Source organism: Novosphingobium sp. BAM6, assembly GCF_057784955.1.
The window spans coordinates 226,914-249,301 of record NZ_JBYNTR010000002.1; the positions used below are offsets into that span (position 1 = coordinate 226,914).

Genomic DNA, 22,388 nt, shown 5'->3' on the forward strand with positions numbered 1-22,388 from the left:
ACCTGAAGCGGGCAGCCTGAATGGGAAGGCTCGTTCCTTTACAGGCGCTTGCGGGCCCGTGCCGCGCGGGCGGCCATGATCGCGCGGGCATCGACGAGGTCGGAAGGCTTGTCGACGTCGACGGCCGCAAGGCCATCGCGCGCAGCGACCAGACGCGCTTCCACGCCGACGCGGTGGCCCAGCCGCTCCAGCATCGCCGCCAGCGTCAGGCGGCCTGCCTTGTAGCTGAAAAGCGTGCCGAGCCCGAGGCGGAAGGCGATCCGCCAGGGGCGCTTGCGGTCGGCCTCCACCTGTTGCCAGGTGTCGATCGCGTGCTGCGCGGCATCGGAGTTCAGCAGGAACAGGTTGCAGCCCGACCAGTCGCCATCGGCGAACTTGAGGTAGGTGCGCTTCGCACCGGGCATGGCCTCCTCGACCGCATCCTTGCGCGCCAGCAGCACGGCAACATCGGCATCCTGCGGCGCGTCGGCCAGAAAATCGAGCACCCATTCCGGGCGCAGCAGCGCGTGATCGGCGGTGGTGACGAGCAGGGGCGCGCCCATCGTCGCGAAAGCGGAGGCCACGCTGGCGCTCGGCCCGGCTTCGGCAGCGAGCAGTTCGCAGCCGAGGCGCTCGGCCATCAGGCGCACGCCGGGATCGTTGGCGGCCACGGCGATGCGTGCGATCCCCGCCTCGCGCAGCGCGGTGACGACGTGCGAAAGCATCGGGCGCCCTTCGAGCAGCGCCAGCGCCTTGCTGGAAATCCCTTCGGCCACGGCCACCGGATCGGGCTTGCCGGGGCGCTGCCCGGCCAGGATCAGCGCGCCGGGGAGCGACTGCGATGTCGCTGCGGTTTCGGCATCAGTGTCGATCTCGGAAGGCATCTGGTCGGGGGTCATCTCGGGCACGGGAAAGTCACCCGCGATGCCGGGCGCGCCACACCTGCCAGAGCACACCGGGGGCTGCAAGGACGGGATGCTTTTCGCGCCATGGGGTGATGTGGATCGGTACGCCGGTATGGCGCTCGATCTTCCAGGCGGCATAGCGCGCGGCGCCCTCGAACGTGGTCGAGGCGCGGACCAGCCGGACGGCGTTGTAGCCCTTGCCGATACGGCGACGCTTGCGCCACCAGCGCAGGGTGGCGACGCGCTCGGGCGTGCCCATCAGCGGGCGCATCAGGGCATCGTGATGGCCATCCTCCCCGGCATCGGCAACACCGATCCCGGCATCGAGCAGGGCGATGCGCAGCAGGCCGTCGAAATGCTCGCGATTGACCGAGAGGATCGAATCCTCGCGCCCTGGCTTTTCGACGCGAAATTCCGCAGCATAGGTCGCGCGGAACAGCGCGCGCCAGTAATCCTCGGGTGTGCCGACTTCGGGGCCGAGGGCCACCGCCAGACGGCCAGCGGTGCGCGCCGCGCCGGCGACGGCCTGGGCGATCTCGGCGCCGTCGCGCTCGCTGCGCGCCCAGGCAAGGCCGGAAGGCTGGACGAAGCGCGCCCAGATCGTGGTGTCGAGCAGGTTGCCGCCCGCCGCCTCGCGGAAAGTGGCCAGCGTCATCGTCGCGACCTTGGCGCGCAGGGTCTGCTCGCCGATGTTCCATTCGTGGTAGCTGACGCGCGGCCAGATGCCGCTTTCCACCGGCCCATCGGTGAGCACGTAGAAATCGAGCACGCCGTCGAGCGAGCCGGTGCGCAGGTTCGAGCCGTAGAACAGCACGCCTGCGGCAGGGCCTTCGGTCGCGGTCTGGCCTGCAAGTCGGCCCGCGAAGGCGCGCACGTCAGGCAGGATGGACCGGTTCAGGCCGATCGCGATGCGTCCGACGAGATCCTCGCTCATGATAGTAGTGCCCCGTAAGAACCGTTGCCCGTGTATGCCGCCTGCGTGCTCAGGGCACCACGAACGTCAGCTGCGGACCTTCCTCCAGCGCATAGCGCCCGGCGGGGAACGCCTCGCCATCGAGGATGAAGCTGCCGCCAAGGTCCATGTCCATGCCGCGCGTGCTGAAGCGGTGCAGGCCGGCCTTCTCGAAAGCCTTGGCAAAAAAGCCGGTCAGCAGCAGCGGCAGGAGCGCCATGATCCAGCGACGCGGCGAATCCATCACCGCCATCTTCAGGCCGGGTGCCGGGTTCGGGCCGAACGGGCGCACCTTCATCGGGAAGCGCTCGAACGTGGTGGCGACCGTCATGTAGCGATCGGTCCAGCGGCCATTGCCGCGATAGGACACGTCGCGACCGGTATCGCGATCGACCATGCGGGTGCGCACGCTGGAGCGCCAGGGATTGCCGGCACCGCCGAACAGAGCCTGGACGATGCCCCACAGGATCGTCAGGCCCACCGCGAAGCTGTTGAACATGCCGCGGCGATGCGCTTCCTGTCCGGCTTCGGTGCCCACGGCGATCGCGCCGGTGCCCATGAAGAAGCCCTGCACGCAGGCCGGGCGACCGTCACGCGTGGTCATGCGCAGCGGGCGGCGGGTAAGCGTGTTGCCCTTGTGTGCAGCGGCCATCGCTTCGGCCAGCGACCAGTGCGTGGGCAGGCCGAGGTCGACCGCCAGTGCATTCGTCTTGCCCTTGGGCAGGATGATCAGCGTCGGCCAGTCGTCGCCATAGACGCTGGCGCCGCAGGTCAGAACGTCGCGAACGGTGCCGTCACCGCCATCGACAACCAGATAATCGATGCCGCGACGCGCGAAGCGGGTGAGGCTGTCACGCAGGTCTTCGCGTTCACGCGGGGTCTCGGTAAGGATGTTCGAGCAGTCTTCCATCTCGGGCGCGAGGCCCTTGTTGCGGTGACTGCGAGGATTGCGGATGATGCCGACGAGCGGCACGGCACGACCGCGCAGAGGCCGCCGGACGGTTCCGGGCAGGCTGCGCAGCAGCGGCTCACCGAAAGACGGCAGCGCTTCGAACTCGTAAATGTTCCCGTGCATGCGTACCATGTAGTACGCTTTTCGCCGAAAACCACCCATATTTGCCTCTAGCGAACATTTGTTACAGCCCCGTGGCTTTTGAACAAGGGGAAATGCGAAGGTGTTCCCATTGCAAGTGGCGGAAATCGTTGGTTGCGATTTTTTTCCGTGACTCCCGGTGCGACCTTGATTGCGTAATTTGCACTTCCATATCGCCCGGCGCTCGCGATTGCCTCGCGCCAGTCCGTGGATTAGGGCCGGGGGATGACGCAGGAATTTGGCGAAATCGCGGCATGGACGGTAGGCGACAACACCGTCCGGCTCTGGGGTATGACGATCGAGGAGCGCAATGCGCGAATCGCACGGGCGAGCGGCATCGCGGTGGGCCGCGAGGCGGGGCCGGGCGCCAGCGTGCTCTCGAACGCGGCGTATGCTTTCGATCCGGCATGGTGGCGGCATGTGCTGGCGAACCCCGGCATGATGCTGTGTCTGGGCGGTGTGCCGGTGCTCGCCCATGCCCGGACGCCTGACGAGGCCGCGCGAATCGCGAAATCGATGGAAAGCGCCTCGCCGATGGGGCCGCTGGCGCTTGATGGCGAAGGTGCCTTCACCCTGCTGCGCTACGAGGATGGCCCGACCATCGAGAACAAGTCGCTGCGCAAGCGCGAGACGCCGTTCGTCCTGCCGCTGCGCGCCGATACCGTGCGCCAGATCGAGCGGGCGAGCTATTTCGGCGCCTACAAGGGCGTCACCGATATTCTCACCAAGTACCTCTGGCCCGAATGGGCGCTGGTGCTGACGCGCGTCTGTGCCGCTCTGCGGATCACGCCGAACATGGTGACGAGCGTTGGCGCGGTGTTCTGCGTGATCGCCACCGTGCTGTTCGCGCAGGGGCACTACTGGTGGGGCATGGCGACCGGCCTGGTGTTCATGGTGCTCGATACCGTGGACGGCAAGCTGGCGCGCTGCACGATCACCTCCTCGGCCTGGGGCAATGTGTTCGACCATGGCATGGATCTGGTCCATCCGCCGTTCTGGTGGTGGTTCTGGGCGACAGGCCTTGCCGCGTGGAACCTGTCCTATGACAGCGCCACGTTCTGGTGGGTACAGGCCGCGATCCAGCTGGGCTATTGGGTACAGCGCGCGATCGAGGGCGTGTTCATGCGCCAGAACGGCGGGATGCATATCCACGTCTGGCGCCGTTTCGACAGCCGGTTCCGGCTTATCACCGCGCGGCGCAATCCGAACATGGTGATCCTGTTCGTCGCGACTGCACTCCAGCGCCCCGACATCGGCCTGATCGTGGTGGCGTGGTGGACGGTGCTGTCCTGCGCGATTCACGCGGTGCGGCTGGTGCAGGCCTGGGTCTTGCGCGCGCGGGGCGGCAGGATCGTCTCGTGGCTGTCCGATGAAGGCGAAAAGATGGAGAAGGCGGCATGAACGCGACGCTCGAAAAGTTCGGCTATCCGCAGACGCTGGTGGCCGAGTTCGATCACTGGGTGGTGCTGGCGCGCCCTGCGCAGCCCACGCTGGGTGCGCTGGTGCTGGCGGCAAGGTCGGACGTCACGGCCTTCGGTGATCTGCCGCTCGAAGCCCATGCCGAACTCAAGACGGTCACGACCGCGATCGAGGCCGCGCTGCGCGAGGCTGTCGACTACGCGAAGCTCAACTACCTGATGCTGATGATGGTGGACCCGCACGTCCACTTCCACGTCATCCCGCGCTACGAAGGCGCGCGCGAATGGCAGGGACGCGCGTTCGTCGATGCCGGCTGGCCGAAAGTCCCCGATCTGGGGCAGGCGATTGCACTGGAAGGTGAGGGTCTTGCCGCGCTGGTCGCGTGGCTGAAGGCGCGCTTCTAGATCAGAACGGCAACGGCGCGCGGGCGAGGATCACCGCTGCCGCGCAGGCAACCACCAGCGCACAGCGCAGCGCATCGGCGGGGGCCGAGAGCGGTTGCGGGCGCACCAGTGTGCGGCTGAGGGCGATGACCTTTGCCATGCCCGTCGTTCTGCCCGGCCAGACCTTACCAAAATGCTAAGATCGGCCATTGCGGCGTGTCATTGGAACGGCAGGGCGCATAATAGGGAGAGCCGTTTTCCGACTCTCCCGCCTGACATCTTAGTCTTGCATCACTGACGGCATCTGCTGGCTGGAGCAGTGGAACGAGCCACCGCCCGCCAGCACCGCATCGGCCAGCACGCCCACCGTCTCGCGATCGGGGAACAGTTCGGCAATCGCGGCGACGCCATCGGCATCGTGCTTCGTGCCATAGATCGGCACCACCACCAGCTTCGAGGTGATCGCGAAGTTCATGTAGCTGGCAGGCTCGATCCGGCCCCCATTCTCACTGGCACTCTCGACCCGGCCGGGGGAGGGGACTTCGCGCACGGTCACGCCATAGGCCTCGGCGCGGGCCTTGGCATCGGCATAGATCGTCGCGTTGGGATCGTTGGCACCGGTCGCGCGCGGCAGGGCGAGCGTGTTGGGTGCCACGAACCGGGCAAGGTTGTCGACATGCCCGTCGGTATGGTCGTTGATGAGGCCATCGCCCAGCCACAGCACCCGGTCGTAGCCGAGATCGCGCTGGAGGCGGGTCTCCAGATCGGTGCGGGTGAGCGAGGGGTTGCGGTTGGGATTGAGGAAGACCTGTTCGGTCACCGCCACAAGGCCGGTGCCGTCGCCATCGATTGCGCCGCCTTCGAGAATCCAGTCCGCCACCTCGACGTCGAGCCCGGCATCGCGCGCCAGTTCGGCGCCGATCTCCTGATCGCCGTCCATCAGGTACTTGCCGCCCCAGCCGTTGAAGCCGAAGCGCTTGGCCTTGCGGTTGCCCTGCCCGTCCGTGACCACCAGCGGCCCGGTATCGCGCAGCCAGACATCGCCATAGCGGCGCACTTCGAGCGAGACTTTCGACGATACGAGCGCGGCGGCGTGCGCCCGGTTGGCCTCGTCGCGCACGACCAGCCTTACCGGCTGGCCACTTTCGGCGACGGCGCTGGCGAAGGCGGCCATCTGCACTTGTGCGTCCTCCAGAAAGCCCGGCCATTCGACCGGATCGTGGGGGAAGCCGATCCACAGCCAGTCCTGCGGGTGCCATTCGGGCGGCAGCACCCAGTTACCGGAGGGGCTTGCGGTATTCACGGTATCGCTCGTCACGTCAGATGATCTCACTTGTGGCATTTTTACGGGTGGCAGCTTTACGGGTGACAGCCGCCCGTGGCAGCCGCACAGGCCTTGTCGCGGATGGCGCGGAATTCGTCACCTGTGCGCCAGTTCGGCCACCAGTCGCTGTCGGCCATGGCGCGGCCGAGCGCATAGTACATTTCGGCGTCTTCCTGAATGCCTGCCCAGTTCCAGCTGTCCGAATATTCGTCGGACGGGGCGTGGTAATGGTGCTGGTTGTAATCCTCGCCGATCTTCTCGCCCGCTGCGACGCCGCCGTCGAACAGGTCCGGACTGCGGGAAATGTCGAACATCGGCACACCGCGCTTGGCGAAGCTGAAGTGGTCCGAACGATAATAGCCGCCGCGCTCGGAATGGTCCTCGGGCACTTCGGACAGGCCCTTGTCGGCCAGCACGTCGCGGAACAGGTCGGTCAGGTCCGACTTGTCGCCGCCGGTCATGGAGTACGAGCGCGAGCGCGGCGCGGGCAGCAGCGCATCCATGTTGACGCCGCCCACCGTGTGGTCGAGCGGATAGACCGGGTTCTGCGCATAGTATTCCGAGCCGAGCAGCCCCGATTCCTCCAGCGTCAGCGCGATGAACACCTGACTGCGCGCGGCAGGCCCTGCCTTGACGTTGGCAGCGGCGAGCGCGGTCAGCGCGGCGACGCCGGTGGCGTTGTCGACCGCGCCGTTGCAGATGCCGTCACCCGTCGCATCGGGCGTGCAGTGGCCAAGGTGATCCCAGTGCGCCGAATAGAGCACCACCTCGTCCGGGCGCTGTGAGCCCGGCAGAATGCCGATCACGTTGTGCGAACTGGAGCGGCGGATGGTGCTGTCGAAGCCATAGCTGATCTTGAGGCCCAGCGGCACCGCGTGGAAGCCCTTGACCTTGGCGGCGGCGGACAGCGCGGCGAAGTCCTTGCCCGCATCCTTGAAGATCGCCTGCGCGACCGGCAACTGCACCCAGCCGTTGGCCATGGTCTGGTCCATGCCGTCGTTGGCCTTCTGCACCGAATACTGCGAGCCGGTCCAGCTGGAGTTGACGACGTTCCAGCCATAGGCGGCGGGGAAGGTGTCATGCACGATGATCGCGGCAGTGGCACCCTGCCTCGCGGCTTCCTCGAACTTGTAGGTCCAGCGCCCGTAATAGGTCATGCGGCGGCCCTTGAACGGGCCGGTCTCGTCCTTGGCCTCGTAATCGGGATCGTTGACCAGGATCACCGCCGTCTTGCCGTGCATGTCGATACCGGCATAGTCGTTCCAGCCGAGTTCCGGGGCGTTGATGCCGTAGCCGACGAACACCAGATCGCTGTTCTCGATCCGGGTGTGCGGCGTCACCCGCCAGCTCGCGGCCACGAAGTCCGAGCCGACCTTGAACGACAGCGGCGTCTTGCCGCCGGTCACGGTCATCGGGGTGAAGTTCCCGGCGGTCATTTCCACCGTGGGGACTTCCTGCAGCCACTGGCCGTGGTTGCCCGGCTGGAGCCCGGCGGCCTTGAACTGCGCGATGATGTAGTCGAGCACCTTGGGCTCGACCGCCGTGCTGGGGCCGCGCCCTTCGAAATCGTCTGCCGAAAGCCGCTTGGTCACGGCCTTCATCGTGTCCACCGAGATGGCGGGCGCGACGTCCGCATCGTCCTTGGGCGGGGCGAGCGCGGTGCCCTTGGGCAGCGGGCCATCGTACTTGCTCTTCTGGGCCAGCGCGGGCGTGGTGCCGATCAGCGCCAGCGCGGCAGCGCCCGCCAGTGCCCGGCCGACAAAGGAGGCGGCGGCCAGCGAAGGAGAGGAGACATGCTTCATCGTGAGAAGAACCCGTGCTTGAGGCCCGGCAGGCGCGCGACTGGAATGCGGCCCGGCGAGAGCACGGGCAGCGGATGCGGGACCGCAGCACACAACGCATGGGACGACAAGAGTTGAGTGCGCAAGGAGCCGTGCTTTTCCGCCGCCGCGTAGTTGTCCGGGGCGAAGGCGTTGTCAGGCCGAAGGCGCGTTGTCAGGTTGAAGGTACGGCGGCTCTGGCGGAGGCCGCGATCAGGTCCGCGCCGGGAAGCCGGGCCAGATCGAAGCGCTGCCAGTAGGGCTGCGTCACCATCGCGCGGCACAGGTCCGCCCAGAATGCCTGACGTCCCGCGCGCTGCGGCCATGCGCGGCGCAGCAGGGCATCGGCTTCCTTGGCGTGGCCGGACAGCATCAGTTCGACGAGCGTTTGCACGGTGACGGGCGTGCCGAAGGAGGGGCCGGGATAGAGGCTTTGCGTTTCCGGCGTGCCGTGCGCCCACTGGGTGAGTTCGTGGGCGACCGCCCGTTCGCGTCGGTCGAGATCGGCGGGGCGCAAGGCGCGCCTGGTCAGCGCTTTGGGATCGAGCGCGAAGTCGCCATCCTGCCACACCAGCGGCAGCGGGACGAGCGCAGCGCCTGCATGGGGCGCGCCGTTGAACAATTCGATATCGAAGATCAGCGCGACATGTGGCCCGGTGGGAGAGGGTGTGACCGAGACTATATTCATCCGTTCGCCCTCCAGGCGTTTGACGACAGGCGCGGCGCCATTGGGGAAGGTCACGGCCAGCAGATCGCCGTTACCGCCCGATCCGCCGCCGTCGCCCAGCACGATGACATCCGGTCCCGTCCCGCCGGGAGGCCGGCTCCAGAGCACGCGGGTGGTCATATAGCCTGCACCGATCTGCGATTCCTGTCCTGCATGGCGCAGCGCGATGGCCTTGCAGGTCTCGTCGATATCGCCACCCGGTGGGCAGGCGGTGGTCAGCAGCGCATCGCTGCCGTGCTGCCAGAGCACCTGTGCCGTCGGCGGCGTGGTGGCGGAGGCGGATGCTGCAAGCAGGGCAAGGGGCATGACGACGCGGTACGCGGACATGATCGACTCCGGGCGTTCGGGGAACCCGATGAACGCTACGCCCGATCGGGGATCGGCGTAAGCTATCGCGCGAAAAATTCCGGCCCGCCCGCGAGGAAATGGAGGTGTTTGCGGAAGTCCGTTTGCAAACCGGCGCGAAGCGGGCAGGACTGCGGTCATGACTGCCGCTGATACTGCCGACTGGGCCGGAGCCCTAGCGCGGGCGAAAGCCCATGCCCCCTACCTTGCCACCAGGCTGGAACGTCTGCCCGCGCTGGCCGGATTGCTCGCGCAGGGGGATTGGAACGGTGCGCTGGCGCTGGCCCGTGCGGCAGGCGAAGGCGCTTCCGATGTCGGCGTTGCCCTGAGGCGGGAGCGGCGGGCGCTGTCGCTGGCGCTGGCCATCGGCGACCTTGCGGGGGCCTTGCCGTTGCTGGAGGTAACGGGCGCGCTGTCCGACATGGCCGACCGTTCGCTCGACATGGCCATCGCCGATGCCATCCGCCGCCGCGCGCCCGACAGCGAGCCTGCGGGCTTCCTCGCGCTGGCGCTGGGCAAGCACGGCGCGCGCGAGCTGAACTTCAGCTCCGATATCGATCCGATCCTGCTCTACGATCCCGCGCTGCTGCCCCGGCGCGAGCGCGACGATCCCGGCGAGGCAGCGCAGCGCGTCGCCCGCAGCGTGGTCGAGACGCTCTCGCGCGTGACCGAGGAAGGCTATGTCTTCCGGGTCGACCTGCGGTTGCGCCCGGCGTCCGAAGTCAGCCCCTTGGCGATCCCGGTCGCAGGCGCGCTCAGCCACTACGAAAGCTCGGCGCTGGCGTGGGAACGGGCAGCGTTCATCCGGGCGCGGGCCTGCGCCGGAGACGTGCCTGCGGGCGAGGCGTTCCTGACGGCGATCCGGCCTTTCGTGTGGCGTCGCAGCCTCGACTTCGGGGCGATTGCCGAGATCGGGCGGCTGACCCGCCAGATCCGCGCCAGCGCGCGTGGGCCGGAGCGGGTCGGCCCCGGCTTCAACCTCAAGAAAGGGCGCGGCGGCATCCGCGAGATCGAGTTCTACGCGCAGGTCCATCAGCTGATCCACGGCGGTCGCAACCCGGCGCTGCGCCTGCGCGAGACGCGCGAGACGCTCGATGCGCTGGCCGATGCGGGCCTGCTCCCGGCCAGCGAGGCGCAGCTTCTGGGCGAAAGCTATGATCGCCTGCGGGTGATCGAACATCGCCTGCAGATGGTCCACGACCAGCAGACCCATGCCTTGCCCGAGAAGGCCGAGGCGCTCGATGCCGTGGCGCGGCTCGATGGTCTGGCGGACGGCGCTGCGCTGCTGGCGGAAGTGGAGGCGATCACCTCCGAAGTCGGCGCGCGCTACGATGCGCTGATCGCCCAGAGCGCGCCGGTAGCGCCCGGTGTTTCCGTGCCGCTGGCGATGCCCGACCAGAGCGATCTGGACGAGGCCAGCACCGCACTCGGCTTCAGCGATGCCGATGCGCTGGCGAAGCGGCTGCAAAGCTGGGAATCGGGCAAGATGCGCGCGCTGCGCAGCGATGCCGCACGCGGCGCCTTCGCGGCGATCCGTCCGGCGCTGATCGCCGCGCTGGCCGCTGCGCCCGAGCCCGAGCGTGCGCTCGCCCGCTGGGAGCGGTTGCTCGACAACCTGCCCAGCGCGATAAACCTGTTCCGCCTGCTCGAAGCGCGCCCGGCGCTGCTGGATATGCTCGCGCACATCCTCTCGATCGCGCCGCCGCTGGCCGATGCCCTCGCGCGCCGCGCCGACCTGCTCGATCCGCTGATCGATGCCAGCGCCTTCGAGCTGCCCGGCGAGGTCGATGAACTGGTCGCCGACTTTGCGCGGCGCGAGGCGGGAGACGATTACGAGGCGATGCTGGGGCGCGTCCGCCGCCGGGTGGGCGAGCTTCGCTTCGTGCTCGGCGTCCAGCTGATCGAGGGGCGCAACGATCCGCTCGATGTCGGCGCGGCGCTCTCGCGCATTGCCGAGGCGGCGATCCGTGTGCTGATCGATGCGGCTCGCGCCGAGTTCGAGGCGCGCCATGGCGCCGTGCCGGGGGGAGAGCTGATCCTGTTGGGTCTCGGACGGCTGGGCGGAGGCATTCTCACGCATGCCTCCGATCTCGACGTGGTGTTCCTGTTCACCGGCGAGCATACGCGCGAATCGCAAGGTGAGCGTCCGTTGGGGGCCACGCTCTACTTCAACCGACTGGCCCAGCGCGCGATCGCAGCGCTCTCGGTGCCAACGGCGGAGGGCGCGCTTTACGAGGTCGATACCCGCTTACGCCCCTCGGGAGAGCAGGGGCCGCCTGCCGCCAGTCTCGACAGTTTCGTGCGCTATCAGGCCGAGCAGGCGTGGACCTGGGAGCATATGGCGCTGTGCCGGGCGCGTACGCTCTACGGTTCGGCGGAGGGGCGCGCTGCGCTCGATGCGGCCGTGCAGGACGTGCTCACCAGTCCGCGCGACCTCGCGAAACTGCGCACCGACGTGATCGAGATGCGCGCGCGCATGGCGCAGCACAAACCGGGCAAGGGGGCGCTCGACGTGAAGCTGGCGCGCGGCGGTCTGGTCGATCTGGAGTTTCTTGTCCATCACGCCCAGCTGGCGAGCGGAAAAGGCCTCGACCCGCGCATGGGCTCGGCGATCGCGGCTCTGGTGGAGGCGGGGCAGCTGCCTGCCGATCTGGTGCAGGCTTACGGTGTGCTTGCACGGTTTCTTGTTGCGGCAAGGCTGCTGGCACCCGATTCGCTCGACCCGCCCGAGGCGGCGCGGCTGGCCCTTGTGCGAAGCTGCGGCTATGGCGGCTGGGACGAACTGACCGCCGCGCTGCGGCAGGCGCGCCGGCAGGTCGCTGCGGCCTGGCAGGCAGCCTTTGGCGAGACCTTGGAGATCGATTGACATGACCAGCTTCCCCGGCGTCGGCGACGCCATGCCCGACATCGCACTGGAAACCACCGATGGCGGGCAGATCCGCGTTTCGGATTTCAAGGGCCGCAAGCTGGTGCTGTTCTTCTATCCCAAGGATTCGACGCCGGGCTGCACGACAGAGAACATCGACTTCTCGGCGCTTGCGAGCGCGTTCGAGGCGGCGAACACTGCGCTGCTCGGCGTCAGCAAGGATTCGGCGAAGAAGCACCTGAACTTCATCGCCAAGAACGATCTCAAGGCCCCGCTCGCGACCGATGCGGAAGAAGGCGGCCTGTCCGATGCGCTCGGCATCTGGACCGAGAAGCAGAACTATGGCCGCACCTACATGGGCATGGTGCGCACGACCTATCTGGTCGATGCCGAAGGGAAGATCGCGCAGGTCTGGAACAAGGTGAAGGTCAAGGACCACGCCGCGCAGGTGCTGGAAGCCGCAAAGGCGCTCTGATCCCGTATGCGTGATGCCCTACCCAGCGTTGCGGTCGCGATCCGCGCGGCGCTGCTCGAAACCGATCCGCATGCCAAGGCGATGAAGACCCGTGCGGTGGCACGCGACTGGCGGCTCGGGCGGCTGGCGCATCGCTTCGACGTGGCGATGCCGGACGAGCCGGGGCGGCCCGAGCGCCCCGAACTGCTTCCGCCCGGCCAGATGCCCCGGCGCGGTAAGGCAGGTGGCGGCCGCATCGCGCTGTGGCACGCGTTCGCGCATATCGAGTTCGTGGCGATCGACCTTGCGCTGGATATGGCCGGGCGGTTTGGCGAGGAGATGGGCGATCCTGCTTTCGTCAGCGACTTTCTGGCGGTCGCGGCGGACGAAGCGATGCATTTCGCGCTGATCGACCGGCATCTGCGCACGATGGGTAGTCAGTACGGCGCTTTGCCTGCGCATGGCGGCCTGTGGGAGTCCGCGAGCGCCACGCGCGCCGATGTGGCCGGGCGACTGGCGGTGGTGCCGATGGTGCTGGAGGCGCGGGCGCTTGATGTCACGCCGTCGACACTCGAACGCGTGCGGGCAGGCGGAGACGAACGCGGTGCGCGCATTCTCGAACGAATCCTTGACGACGAGATCCGGCACGTCCGTTTCGGCGCAAATCATTTCGGCGCAGTGGCGACGAAGCGTGGCGAAACGCCTTCGATTCTCTGGAAAACTCTCGTGAATCATTACTTCCGGGGTAAGGTTAAGCCGCCGTTCAACGACTCGGCGCGGGCCGCAGCCGGTTTGTCGCTGGAATTTTATGGCGATCTTGCGCCTGATTTTTGACAGCGCATAACTTCCAACCTCAAGAGACGGCGGGGGGTTCCGACCATCTCAGATATTTTTCGCGATGTCGAAACGGCGTCGCGGCAGACAGCACGCGCCGGTCGGCTGCGGAACTTCCTTCCGCGCAGATCGCCGGAAAACAAGGTATTGCGAGTGGTCGTAACGAAGAATTTCGCCAAGCTCCCCGCATTTACGGGCAAGTTGGCTATTGTCGGCGCGGCAGGCATGCTTCTGGCAGCGCATCCCGCTCTGGCGAACAGCAGCGCGGCAGACATTTCGGCGCCGATCCGTGCCAGCCAGCAGGCAGCACAGTCGGCCAGCGGCGGCGAGGACACCCAGTTCCGCCGCCTTTTCAGTTCCTGGCAGAACTACGAGGAGACCGGCTTCGTTGCCGTGAAGCCCAAGGCCGAGGTCGCCGGTATCGGTTCGCTCCAGCAGGTGGCGATCCCCTCGCTGGTTCCGGTCGATTACGTTCGTGAAAGCAGCGGCTTCGGTCTGCGTGACCACCCGATCCTGGGCGGCATTCGCGCGCACAAGGGCCTCGATCTCGCGGCGCCTACCGGCACCCCGATCCATGCGACCGCCGATGGCGTTGTCGGCCGCGCCCAGTGGGTCAGCGGCTATGGCCTGCTTGTCCAGCTTGAGCATGGCGGCGATCTGGAAACCCGTTACGGTCATATGTCGCGCATCGCCGTCGCCGATGGCCAGTTCGTCCACAAGGGCGATGTGATCGGTTATGTCGGCCAGACCGGCTATGCCACCGGCCCGCACTTGCACTACGAAGTCCGCGTCGATGGCGTTGCCGTCGATCCGACCCCCTACATGCAGGTCAGCCTCGCCTCGTTCGAGCAGAGCCAGGGCGAAGCCAAGGGCGGCTGATCGTTACCAGTTTTCCGGTTAGGAGAGGGGAAGGGCGGCCACTGGCCGCCTTTTCTTTGTGTGCCTCGCGCCGATGTCGGCGTGGCCCCCACTCCCCCGCGCGAAAAGCGGGGCGGCATGGGGGTGGGCCATGCCGCCCAAGGTAGGGAGAAGCGGACAGGCAGGGCGCTCGGGTAGGAAACACCTGCGCTGCCGGCGATCTGCTTGTGCCCGTCCCCGGAAGCCGGGGCATTGATCGCGGTCAAACCGCTGAGCTGAAACGCCTTGCCGATTCCCGGCGATAGGGATCGAAGCAGGCGGCGATGGCGCGGGCATAGGGCAGGCCGGCAGGCGGGATCACCAGATCGCCCCGGTCGATCTCGCAGACACCCGCCAGCAGGAACGGTGCCAGCAGCGTAGCCGCTTCATGGGCGATGGCTTGCGGCATCGCGCTGCGTCCCTGACAGAGCAGGGCCTCTATAACCTCGCCCCGCGTGCGGTCCTGGGGGCTTCGCAGAAGCCCGCGCGTGGCGGGAAGGCGATCTTCGGCCAGCAGTGTGCGGTATCGCCCGGCGTTCTTTTCGTTCTGGGCCAGCAGGTTCGGAAAGCCGGAGATCGCCGAGGCGCCAAGGCCGATCAGCACCGGCGCGCTGTCCTCGGTAAAGCCCTGAAAATTGCGGTGCAGCTTTCCGGTGAGCGCAGCCTGCGCGAGGGCATCGCCGGGCCTTGCGAAATGGTCGAACCCCACCGGGATGTAGCCCTTGCCGGTCAGGTATTCGTAGCCGAACGCGGCCATGGCGAACCGGGCGGCGGCATCGGGCAAGGCGCTGCCGTCGATCCGGCGCTGGCGCGGCACGATATGCGGGACATGGGCATAACCGAACAGCGCGATCCTGTCGGCCCCGAGCGCGACGCTGCGGGCAAGGCTGTCCTCCAGATCGTCCATGGTCTGGCCGGGCAATCCGTACATCAGGTCGAAGTTGATCGAGGTGACGCCCGATGCCCGCAGCATGGCGCAGGACGCCTCGATCAGTTCGCCCGGCTGAATGCGGCCGATCGCCCGCTGAAGCTGGGGAGAGAATGTCTGCACGCCAAGACTGGCACGGGTGAAGCCGATCGAGCCCAGAACGGCGGCCCATTCCCGACGCAGAGAGCGCGGGTCCAGTTCGATCGAGAGCACCGGGCGTTCGGCGGTCTTGGCAGGAATCGCGAAGTGCAGCAGCAGCGCATCCATCAGCCGCACGAAATCGACCGGGGCAATGCCGTTGGGACTGCCGCCACCGAAGGCGATTCGCCCGATTCGCGCCGAGGTCGGCAATCTTTCCGCCACCAGCGCGATCTCGCGATGGAGCGCATCGAGATAGCGCGCGACCCGTTCGGCGCGGTTGGCGGCGCCGGTATTGCAGCCGCAGTACCAGCAGATCGCCTCGCAATAGGGAATATGGACGTAGAGCGAGACCTCGCCGTCGATGCCCTCGATGGCGTGAGCGAGCGGGGCCGAGAGATCGGTCTCGGTGAACTCGGCGGCGGTGGGAAAGCTGGTGTAGCGCGGCACCGGCACGGCGAGCAGATCGGGATGATAGGTCCACATGCGGCATTGTGTCTCATGGCGAGGCCCTGGCTCGCATTGCGCTCGATCAAGTGGGCGGCGCCAAAACATCGCAAGTTTGCGGCGTATCAATTTCAGCGCGTTGCAAAAGGCGCAAAGGCCTTCGGGACAGCCGCTTTACAGGGGGGAGACGCACGGTGCGGCCCCGGCGACTGCCACAGACAGTTCGGAAAAGAGAAGGACTATGCGCAAGATCACTCTGCTGGCCGCGCTTGCCGCCGCGACGACTTTGACGGCCCCTGCCCATGCGGGCAGCCCGGATGGCAAGATCCAGGTGAAGGTGCTGGGCAGCGCGGTGTTGCCGGACGGCGGGATCTCGAAGATCGAGACGCTCGATACCTCGACGACGCTGGGCAGCACGCTGGCGGGTATGGGCTCGGTCGGCACCAAGGCGAACAACAACGTCGTTCCCACGGTCGCCATCGAGTACTTCTTCACACCCGCGATCTCGGTCGAGACGATCTGCTGCTTCACCCAGCACCACGTCAGCGGCACCAAGGCGCTGGCGGGCACCGATCTGGTCGATCACGTGCTGATCCTGCCCGCCACGGTGACGCTGAAGGCGCATCTGGTGAACAAGACGCCATTCAAGCCCTATGTCGGCGTCGGCCCTGCCTGGTTCTTCGTGTTCGACGAAAAGCCCGGCGATACGGCGCAGGCACTGGGTATCGACAAGGTACACATGACCAACAAGGTGGGCTTCGCGCTTCAGGGCGGTGTGGACGTCGCGCTGGGGCAGAGCGGGTTCGGCCTGTCGCTCGATGCCAAGAAGTACTGGGTGAAGCCCACCGCCTCTTTTTATGACGAGGACGGCACGCTGGCACTGCGCACACGCCACGATCTGGACCCCTGGGTGCTCAGCGCGGGCGTGACCTATCGGTTCTGACGCGACGGATGTGAAAACGGCTCCGGGTTCTGGTGAACCGGAGCCGGGCAAAGAAAAAGGGGGAGCCCGATGGGCTCCCCCTTTTCGTGTCGGGATGGACCGTCTCGCTCAGTTCTTGCTGGCGAGGGTCTTGTTCCACCACAGCGCGATCAGCGTGGCGACCGCGCCAGAGAGCAGGTAGGCGCCCGAGGCCCAGAGGCCGAAGTGGGTCGCCAGCGCCAGCGCCAGCAGCGGTGCGAAACCGGCGCCGACCAGCCAGGCCAGATCGCTCGTCAGGGCCGAACCGGTGTAGCGGTGCTCGGGCGTGAAGCCCGAGGCCACGACACCCGACGACTGGCCGAAGGCGAGGCCGAGCAGCGCGAAGCCGATGAACAGGAACAGCGACTCGCCGCCCGCACCGGCATTCAGAGCCAGCGGCGCGAGGATCGCGAAGATCGCGATAGCCACCGAACAGCTGCCCAGCAGCGTGCGGCGGCCCAGCTTGTCGGCCAGCACGCCCGAAAAAATGACAGCGACGAGGCCAACGGCAGCTGCTGCCGATTCGAGCAGCAGGAAGTGGGTGGGCTCTTCGCGCGTGAACAGGAACGTCCACGAAAGCGGGAAGACCGAGACCATGTGGAACAGCGCGAAGCTGGCGAGCGGTGCCAGCGCACCGGCAACGACCGTGCGCCAGTTGTTCGACAGCATTTCGGCAACCGGCTCGGGCTGGAGGTCACGCGATTCGAACAGGTTCTCGAACTCGGGCGTGACGACCATGCGCAGGCGCGCGAACAGCGCGACGACGTTGATCGCGAGCGCCACGAAGAACGGATAGCGCCAGCCCCAGTCGAGGAAGTCGGCGGCAGGCAGTTCGGCGATCATGTAGGCGAACAGCAGGCTGGCGATCAGCAGGCCGAACGGCGCGCCGATCTGCGGGATCATCGCGTACCAGCCACGCTTGCCTTCCGGCGCGTTGAGCGCGAGCAGCGAGGCGAGGCCGTCCCAGGTGCCGCCGAGCGCGAAGCCCTGCAGCAGGCGGAACACCGCCAGCAGGACTGCGGCATTGCTGCCGATCGTCTCATAGGTCGGGACGAAGGCGATCGCGGCGGTCGATCCGCCCAGCAGGAACAGCGCGACGGTCAGCTTGACGCCGCGACCGGCTGCGCGATCCAGCGCCATGAACGCGATCGAGCCGAAGGGGCGGGCGATGAACGCCAGCGCGAAGATGCCGAACGAGTAAAGCGTGCCGGTCAGCGGGTCCACATTCGGGAAAATGACCGAGGGGAACACCAGCACCGAAGCGATGGCATAGACGAAGAAGTCGAAGAACTCGGAGGTGCGGCCGATGATGACACCGATCGAGATTTCTCCCGGCGAGATGTCGTGGCTCGACTTGTGTTCCTCCAGCCCTAGGGCTTCGCGGGGTGTCTGGGCGGTGGTCGTCATCGTTGTTGCGGACCTTGAGTGGCAAATATCGAAAGGTACGAATCGAGGCGCGTATCGTCAAAAGACGAGCGCCGACATCGTGGCCCTATCGGCATTGACGAAGGGCAAGGGGATTGGACAAAATGTCCTATGTTCGCACCCGCAGCACCGGCGTAGCCGACCGCCATGCGCACTTCAGACTCGAGCAGGGGCAGTCGCGCCCTGCGATCCTTCCGCCTGCAGCCGCTGTTTGCGACCCTGGTCGCAACGTCCGCCCTCGCCCTGGGCGGATGTAACACGGTGGTTCTGCATCCCGCGGGCGATGTCGCCCAGCAGCAGGGCGACATGGTGGTCATCTCCACCCTGTTGATGTTGATCATCATTCTTCCGGTGATCGCGCTGACGGTTCTGTTCGCCTGGCGCTATCGCGCCTCGAACAAGACTGCCAAGTACGATCCCCACTGGGAGCACTCGACCCAGCTCGAACTGGTGATCTGGGCTGCGCCGCTGCTCATCATCATCTGCCTCGGCGCCCTGACCTGGGTCGGCTCGCACATGCTCGACCCCTACCGCAAGCTCGGCCGCATCGACGAATCGACCCCGGTCGCCGCGAACGCTAAGCCGCTTGAGGTGGATGTCGTCGCGCTCGACTGGAAGTGGCTGTTCATCTATCCCGAGCAGGGCATCGCCACGGTGAACGAACTGGTCGTTCCCGAAGGGCGCGAGATCGCGTTCCGCATCACCGCCTCGAACGTGATGAACTCCTTCTATATTCCTGCCCTTGCCGGCCAGATCTACGCGATGCCGGGCATGGAGACGCAGCTGCACGGCGCGTTCAACCGCACCGGCACGTTCGAGGGCTTCTCGGCCAACTACTCGGGCGCGGGCTTCCCCTACATGCGCTTCAAGACGCACTCGGTTTCGGATGCGGACTTCCAGTCGTGGGCCAAGGGCGTGCAGGGGCAGTCGCTTGACCGCACCGCCTATATCGATCTCGCCAAGCCGAGCGAGAAGGTGCCCGTGATCCATTACGGCAAGGTCGAAGCCGACCTCTACAACGCGATCGTCAACAGGTGCGTCGAGCCCGGCAAGATGTGCGAGAGCGAGATGATGATGATCGACCAGCGCGGTGGCCTCGGCAAGGCGGGCGTTCATAACGTCGCGATGCTGAACCACGAGCGCGCCGGTGCCAACGATCCCGCCACGCTCGCCAAGGCGCAGCAGGAGCTCGCCTGGGTGCGCGCCCTGTGCAAGGACAAGCCGGGCGAAGTGGCCGACAATTCGGTCGCCGCACCTGCCAGCCTGCGCCCCCTTACCGGTGCCGGTCTGTCGGTGCCCGGCCAGTCGCTGCGTAGCGCCGCCGCCGAACGCCGTTCCGAGACCGCCATGGCCGAGTCTGCAAAGACCGACGCCGCGGCAGCCTCGCGCAATCCTTCCTGACCTGACCCAGGACCGTATTCATGGAAACCGTAGTACATAATCACTGGAGCCCGTTACTGGGCCGCCTATGGTGGGATGCCCTTCCCACCGAGGCGATTGTCCAGGTCACCTTCATGGTTGTCGCGCTGGGCGGCATCGCGCTTGTCGCGGCCGTGACCTATTTCAAGCTGTGGAGCTATCTCTGGAAAGAGTGGCTCACCAGCATCGATCACAAGAAGATCGGCATCATGTACATCATCCTCGGATTGGTGATGTTCCTGCGCGGCTTCTCCGATGCGATCATGATGCGTCTCCAGCAGGCGATCGCGTTCAACGGTTCGGAAGGCTATCTGCCGGCCTACCACTACGATCAGGTCTTCACGGCGCACGGCGTCATCATGATCTTCTTCGCGGCGATGCCGTTCGTGACGGGCCTGATGAACTATGTGGTGCCGCTCCAGATCGGTGCGCGCGACGTCTCGTTCCCGTTCCTGAACAACTTCAGCTTCTGGATGACGACGGCCGGTGCGGTTCTGGTGATGGCTTCGCTGTTCATCGGTGAATTCGCGATGACCGGCTGGCTGGCCTATCCGCCGCTGTCGAACCTCGCCTACAGCCCGTGGGTCGGCGTGGACTACTGGATCTGGTCGCTGCAGATCGCGGGCATCGGTACGCTGCTGTCCGGCGTCAACCTGATCGCCACCATCATCAAGATGCGCGCGCCGGGCATGACCCTGATGCGCATGCCGGTCTTCACCTGGACCGCGCTTTGCACCAACATCCTGATCGTCGCTGCGTTCCCGGTCCTGACCGCGGTGCTGGCGATGCTGACGCTCGATCGTTACGCCGGTTTCGACTTCTTCACGAACGACTTCGGCGGCAACCCGATGATGTACGTGAACCTGATCTGGATCTGGGGCCACCCCGAGGTCTACATCCTCATCCTGCCGCTGTTCGGCGTGTTCTCGGAAGTTACCTCGACGTTCTCGGGCAAGCGCCTGTTCGGCTACTCGTCGATGGTCTACGCAACCGTCGTCATCATGCTGCTGTCCTACCTCGTGTGGCTGCACCACTTCTTCACCATGGGTTCGGGCGCGAGCGTCAACTCGTTCTTCGGCATCACCACGATGGTGATCTCGATCCCGACCGGCGCGAAGCTCTTCAACTGGCTGTTCACGATGTATCGTGGCCGCATCCGTTTCGAGCTGCCGATGCTGTGGACCGTGGCGTTCATGATCACCTTCACCATCGGTGGCATGACCGGCGTTCTCCTTGCCGTTCCGCCTGCCGACTTCGTGCTCCACAACTCGCTGTTCCTGATCGCGCACTTCCATAACGTGATCATTGGCGGCGTGGTGTTCGGTGTGTTCGCCGGTATCAACTTCTGGTGGCCGAAGGCCTTCGGGTTCAAGCTCAACAAGTTTTGGGGCCTTGTCAGCTTCTGGTGCTGGGTTGTCGGCTTCTACCTGGCGTTCATGCCGCTCTATGTCCTGGGCCTGATGGGCGTCACCCGCCGCATGCGCGTGTTCGACGATCCGTCGCTGCAGATCTGGTTCGTCGTCGCCGCCATCGGTGCCTTCGTGATCGCGGCCGGTATCGCTGCCATGATCATCCAGTTCGCCGTGTCGATCTGGAAGCGCGAGGAACTCAAGGATGTCAGTGGCGATCCCTGGGGCGGTCGCACGCTCGAGTGGTCGACCAGTTCGCCGCCGCCTGCCTACAACTTCGCGTTCACCCCGATCGTTCACGATCGTGACGCGTGGGACGACATGAAGCGCAATGGCGTGGCGCGTCCGACCTCGGGCTACCTGCCGATCCACATGCCCAAGAACACGGGCGCCGGGATCATTCTGGCCGGTTTCGCCACGGTGTTCGGTTTCGCGATGATCTGGTTCATCTGGTGGCTGGCTGCGGTCTCGTTCGCTGCTGCCATCGGTTACGCGATCTTCCACACCTTCAACTACAACCGGGACTACCATATCCCGGCCAGCGAGGTCGAAGAGACCGAGCAGGCACGTGACCGCCAGCTGGCGGCGCTGGGAGCTTGAGCACCATGAGCACTGCAACCCAGATGAACCCGCATGCGGGCCTCGATCCGGCGCAGCTGACGGCTGCCTACTACGAGCTGGAAGAGCATCACCACGAAGAGGGCGCCAGCACGTCGCTCGGCTTCTGGCTCTACCTGATGAGCGACTGTCTCATCTTCGCGATGCTCTTTGCAGCTTACGGCGTTCTCGGCGGCAACTATGCCGCCGGGCCCGGCCCGCACGATCTGTTCGAACTGCCGCTCGTGGCGATCAACACCACGATGCTGCTGCTTTCGTCGATCACCTACGGCTTCGCCATGCTCGCCATGGAGAAGGACAAGCAGGGCCAGACGCTGGCCTGGCTGGCGATCACCGGCCTGTTCGGTGCCTCGTTCGTCGGCATCGAGCTGCACGAGTTCGCAGGGCTGATCCACGAAGGCGCGACGCCCGAGCGTTCGGCCTTCCTGACCTCGTTCTTCTCGCTGGTGGGTACCCACGGCCTTCACGTCACCTGCGGCCTCGTCTGGCTGTGCACGCTGATGGTCCAGGTCGTGAAGAAGGGCCTGATCCCCGCAAACAAGCGCCGCCTGATGTGCCTGAGCATGTTCTGGCACTTCCTCGACGTCATCTGGATCGGCGTCTTCACCTTTGTCTATCTGATGGGAATGCTGCGATGAGCGCGCACCACGACTCGCACGACCATGGCCACGGCCATGGTCACGACGATCACCACGGCGGTGCCAGCCACGGGACTTTCGGGTCCTACATGATCGGCTTCGTCCTTTCGGTGATCCTTACCGCCATTCCGTTCTGGCTGGTGGGCAGTGGGGCGATCTCGAACCACACCACGACGGCGCTGGTCATCACCGCCTTCGCCGTGGTGCAGATCGTCGTTCACATGATCTACTTCCTGCACATGAACACCAAGTCGGAAGGCGGCTGGACGTTCATGGCGATGATCTTCACGGTGGTGATCGTGGCGATTGCGCTGTCGGGTTCGCTGTGGGTCATGTGGCACCTGAACACCAACATGATGCCGTCGATGGCGGACATGGCGAAGCAGGCCCAGAACCTGCCCTGATCG

The 22,388-nt window shown here is 66.1% G+C and carries 20 protein-coding genes; 11 read left to right on the forward strand and 9 right to left on the reverse strand.

Features of this window, described 5'->3' with window-relative positions; genetic code table 11:
* Positions 1-38: 38 nt before the first annotated feature.
* From AC3EC3_RS09720 to AC3EC3_RS09730, 3 genes are read right to left on the reverse strand one after another with little or no spacing between them, the layout of a single operon-like run.
* Complete coding sequence (locus AC3EC3_RS09720; protein ID WP_488489836.1) at positions 39-863, reverse strand: nucleotidyltransferase family protein; 825 nt, start codon at positions 861-863, stop codon at positions 39-41.
* 31 nt (positions 864-894) lie between these two features.
* On the reverse strand, positions 895-1,818 hold the full coding sequence (locus tag AC3EC3_RS09725; RefSeq protein WP_488489423.1) for a hypothetical protein: 924 nt from the start codon (positions 1,816-1,818) through the stop codon (positions 895-897).
* A gap of 49 nt (positions 1,819-1,867) precedes the next feature.
* The gene (locus AC3EC3_RS09730; RefSeq protein ID WP_260925744.1) at positions 1,868-2,911 is read right to left on the reverse strand and encodes a diacylglycerol/lipid kinase family protein; all 1,044 of its coding nucleotides are present in this window, start codon (positions 2,909-2,911) and stop codon (positions 1,868-1,870) included.
* A gap of 243 nt (positions 2,912-3,154) precedes the next feature.
* On the opposite strand from AC3EC3_RS09730, the gene AC3EC3_RS09735 reads away from it, so the two are divergent.
* Positions 3,155-4,330, forward strand: a complete 1,176-nt coding sequence (locus AC3EC3_RS09735; protein WP_488489424.1) for a CDP-alcohol phosphatidyltransferase family protein — start codon at positions 3,155-3,157, stop codon at positions 4,328-4,330.
* Entirely contained in the window at positions 4,327-4,752 is a 426-nt protein-coding gene (locus AC3EC3_RS09740; protein ID WP_488489425.1) for an HIT family protein, read from the forward strand. Before AC3EC3_RS09735 ends, AC3EC3_RS09740 begins: the two co-directional genes overlap by 4 nt.
* Before the next feature lies 1 nt (position 4,753).
* Here AC3EC3_RS09740 and AC3EC3_RS09745 read toward each other — a convergent pair whose 3' ends face one another.
* The 4 genes from AC3EC3_RS09745 to AC3EC3_RS09760 form a co-directional block, all read right to left on the reverse strand.
* Positions 4,754-4,891, reverse strand: coding sequence for a hypothetical protein (locus AC3EC3_RS09745; protein WP_488489426.1), 138 nt, complete (start codon positions 4,889-4,891; stop codon positions 4,754-4,756).
* 120 nt (positions 4,892-5,011) lie between these two features.
* A complete protein-coding gene (locus AC3EC3_RS09750) occupies positions 5,012-6,049 on the reverse strand; it encodes an agmatine deiminase family protein (protein WP_488489427.1) in 1,038 nt (345 codons plus the stop codon).
* Positions 6,050-6,090: 41 nt separating this feature from the next.
* Positions 6,091-7,857: a M28 family metallopeptidase gene (locus AC3EC3_RS09755; protein WP_488489428.1), complete on the reverse strand. Its 1,767-nt coding sequence runs from the start codon at positions 7,855-7,857 to the stop codon at positions 6,091-6,093.
* A 193-nt stretch (positions 7,858-8,050) separates the two neighbouring features.
* Positions 8,051-8,929 carry a hypothetical protein gene (locus tag AC3EC3_RS09760; RefSeq protein ID WP_488489429.1) on the reverse strand — a complete coding sequence of 293 codons (879 nt, stop codon included), beginning with the start codon at positions 8,927-8,929 and terminating at the stop codon, positions 8,051-8,053.
* Positions 8,930-9,086: 157 nt separating this feature from the next.
* Here AC3EC3_RS09760 and AC3EC3_RS09765 point away from each other — a divergent pair, with 157 nt between their 5' ends.
* The 4 genes from AC3EC3_RS09765 to AC3EC3_RS09780 all read left to right on the forward strand — a co-directional run bounded on the left by AC3EC3_RS09765 (position 9,087) and on the right by AC3EC3_RS09780 (position 13,980).
* Complete coding sequence (locus tag AC3EC3_RS09765) at positions 9,087-11,813, forward strand: bifunctional [glutamine synthetase] adenylyltransferase/[glutamine synthetase]-adenylyl-L-tyrosine phosphorylase (protein ID WP_488489430.1); 2,727 nt, start codon at positions 9,087-9,089, stop codon at positions 11,811-11,813.
* Between the two features lies 1 nt (position 11,814).
* Entirely contained in the window at positions 11,815-12,288 is a 474-nt protein-coding gene (locus AC3EC3_RS09770; RefSeq protein WP_488489431.1) for a peroxiredoxin, read from the forward strand.
* A 6-nt stretch (positions 12,289-12,294) separates the two neighbouring features.
* Positions 12,295-13,101, forward strand: coding sequence for a ferritin-like domain-containing protein (locus AC3EC3_RS09775; RefSeq protein ID WP_488489432.1), 807 nt, complete (start codon positions 12,295-12,297; stop codon positions 13,099-13,101).
* Between the two features lie 153 nt (positions 13,102-13,254).
* Positions 13,255-13,980, forward strand: a complete 726-nt coding sequence (locus AC3EC3_RS09780) for a M23 family metallopeptidase (RefSeq protein WP_488489433.1) — start codon at positions 13,255-13,257, stop codon at positions 13,978-13,980.
* Positions 13,981-14,221: 241 nt separating this feature from the next.
* On the opposite strand, the gene AC3EC3_RS09785 is transcribed toward AC3EC3_RS09780, so the two are convergent.
* Positions 14,222-15,550: a radical SAM protein gene (locus tag AC3EC3_RS09785; protein WP_488489434.1), complete on the reverse strand. Its 1,329-nt coding sequence runs from the start codon at positions 15,548-15,550 to the stop codon at positions 14,222-14,224.
* 202 nt (positions 15,551-15,752) lie between these two features.
* On the opposite strand from AC3EC3_RS09785, the gene AC3EC3_RS09790 reads away from it, so the two are divergent.
* Positions 15,753-16,454 carry an OmpW/AlkL family protein gene (locus tag AC3EC3_RS09790; RefSeq protein WP_488489435.1) on the forward strand — a complete coding sequence of 234 codons (702 nt, stop codon included), beginning with the start codon at positions 15,753-15,755 and terminating at the stop codon, positions 16,452-16,454.
* A gap of 108 nt (positions 16,455-16,562) precedes the next feature.
* Here the strand turns inward: AC3EC3_RS09790 and AC3EC3_RS09795 are convergent, their stop codons facing one another.
* Positions 16,563-17,879: an MFS transporter gene (locus AC3EC3_RS09795; protein ID WP_488489436.1), complete on the reverse strand. Its 1,317-nt coding sequence runs from the start codon at positions 17,877-17,879 to the stop codon at positions 16,563-16,565.
* Positions 17,880-18,044: 165 nt separating this feature from the next.
* On the opposite strand from AC3EC3_RS09795, the gene cyoA reads away from it, so the two are divergent.
* From cyoA to cyoD, 4 genes are read left to right on the forward strand one after another with little or no spacing between them, the layout of a single operon-like run.
* A complete protein-coding gene (gene cyoA, locus AC3EC3_RS09800) occupies positions 18,045-19,298 on the forward strand; it encodes a ubiquinol oxidase subunit II (RefSeq protein WP_488489437.1) in 1,254 nt (417 codons plus the stop codon).
* Between the two features lie 20 nt (positions 19,299-19,318).
* Entirely contained in the window at positions 19,319-21,325 is a 2,007-nt protein-coding gene (cyoB, locus tag AC3EC3_RS09805; protein ID WP_488489438.1) for a cytochrome o ubiquinol oxidase subunit I, read from the forward strand.
* Positions 21,326-21,348: 23 nt separating this feature from the next.
* Positions 21,349-21,981: a cytochrome o ubiquinol oxidase subunit III gene (cyoC, locus tag AC3EC3_RS09810; protein WP_488489837.1), complete on the forward strand. Its 633-nt coding sequence runs from the start codon at positions 21,349-21,351 to the stop codon at positions 21,979-21,981.
* A complete protein-coding gene (gene cyoD / locus AC3EC3_RS09815) occupies positions 21,978-22,385 on the forward strand; it encodes a cytochrome o ubiquinol oxidase subunit IV (protein ID WP_260925711.1) in 408 nt (135 codons plus the stop codon). The genes cyoC and cyoD overlap by 4 nt, the downstream gene beginning before the upstream one ends.
* The last annotated feature ends 3 nt before the right edge of the window (positions 22,386-22,388 follow it).

What these genes read in the sequence shown, in the direction of transcription:
- AC3EC3_RS09720 (WP_488489836.1), bottom strand. Translation starts at nt 863, where the DNA reads ATGCCTTCCGAGATCGACACTGATGCCGAAACCGCAGCGACATCGCAG.
- cyoA (WP_488489437.1), top strand. Translation starts at nt 18,045, where the DNA reads ATGCGCACTTCAGACTCGAGCAGGGGCAGTCGCGCCCTGCGATCCTTC.
- AC3EC3_RS09755 (WP_488489428.1), bottom strand. Translation starts at nt 7,857, where the DNA reads ATGAAGCATGTCTCCTCTCCTTCGCTGGCCGCCGCCTCCTTTGTCGGC.
- AC3EC3_RS09795 (WP_488489436.1), bottom strand. Translation starts at nt 17,879, where the DNA reads ATGACGACCACCGCCCAGACACCCCGCGAAGCCCTAGGGCTGGAGGAA.
- AC3EC3_RS09760 (WP_488489429.1), bottom strand. Translation starts at nt 8,929, where the DNA reads ATGTCCGCGTACCGCGTCGTCATGCCCCTTGCCCTGCTTGCAGCATCC.
- AC3EC3_RS09735 (WP_488489424.1), top strand. Translation starts at nt 3,155, where the DNA reads ATGACGCAGGAATTTGGCGAAATCGCGGCATGGACGGTAGGCGACAAC.
- AC3EC3_RS09775 (WP_488489432.1), top strand. Translation starts at nt 12,295, where the DNA reads ATGCGTGATGCCCTACCCAGCGTTGCGGTCGCGATCCGCGCGGCGCTG.
- AC3EC3_RS09765 (WP_488489430.1), top strand. Translation starts at nt 9,087, where the DNA reads ATGACTGCCGCTGATACTGCCGACTGGGCCGGAGCCCTAGCGCGGGCG.
- AC3EC3_RS09740 (WP_488489425.1), top strand. Translation starts at nt 4,327, where the DNA reads ATGAACGCGACGCTCGAAAAGTTCGGCTATCCGCAGACGCTGGTGGCC.
- AC3EC3_RS09730 (WP_260925744.1), bottom strand. Translation starts at nt 2,911, where the DNA reads ATGCACGGGAACATTTACGAGTTCGAAGCGCTGCCGTCTTTCGGTGAG.
- AC3EC3_RS09790 (WP_488489435.1), top strand. Translation starts at nt 15,753, where the DNA reads ATGCGCAAGATCACTCTGCTGGCCGCGCTTGCCGCCGCGACGACTTTG.
- cyoC (WP_488489837.1), top strand. Translation starts at nt 21,349, where the DNA reads ATGAACCCGCATGCGGGCCTCGATCCGGCGCAGCTGACGGCTGCCTAC.
- AC3EC3_RS09725 (WP_488489423.1), bottom strand. Translation starts at nt 1,818, where the DNA reads ATGAGCGAGGATCTCGTCGGACGCATCGCGATCGGCCTGAACCGGTCC.
- cyoB (WP_488489438.1), top strand. Translation starts at nt 19,319, where the DNA reads ATGGAAACCGTAGTACATAATCACTGGAGCCCGTTACTGGGCCGCCTA.
- cyoD (WP_260925711.1), top strand. Translation starts at nt 21,978, where the DNA reads ATGAGCGCGCACCACGACTCGCACGACCATGGCCACGGCCATGGTCAC.
- AC3EC3_RS09770 (WP_488489431.1), top strand. Translation starts at nt 11,815, where the DNA reads ATGACCAGCTTCCCCGGCGTCGGCGACGCCATGCCCGACATCGCACTG.
- AC3EC3_RS09745 (WP_488489426.1), bottom strand. Translation starts at nt 4,891, where the DNA reads ATGGCAAAGGTCATCGCCCTCAGCCGCACACTGGTGCGCCCGCAACCG.
- AC3EC3_RS09785 (WP_488489434.1), bottom strand. Translation starts at nt 15,550, where the DNA reads ATGTGGACCTATCATCCCGATCTGCTCGCCGTGCCGGTGCCGCGCTAC.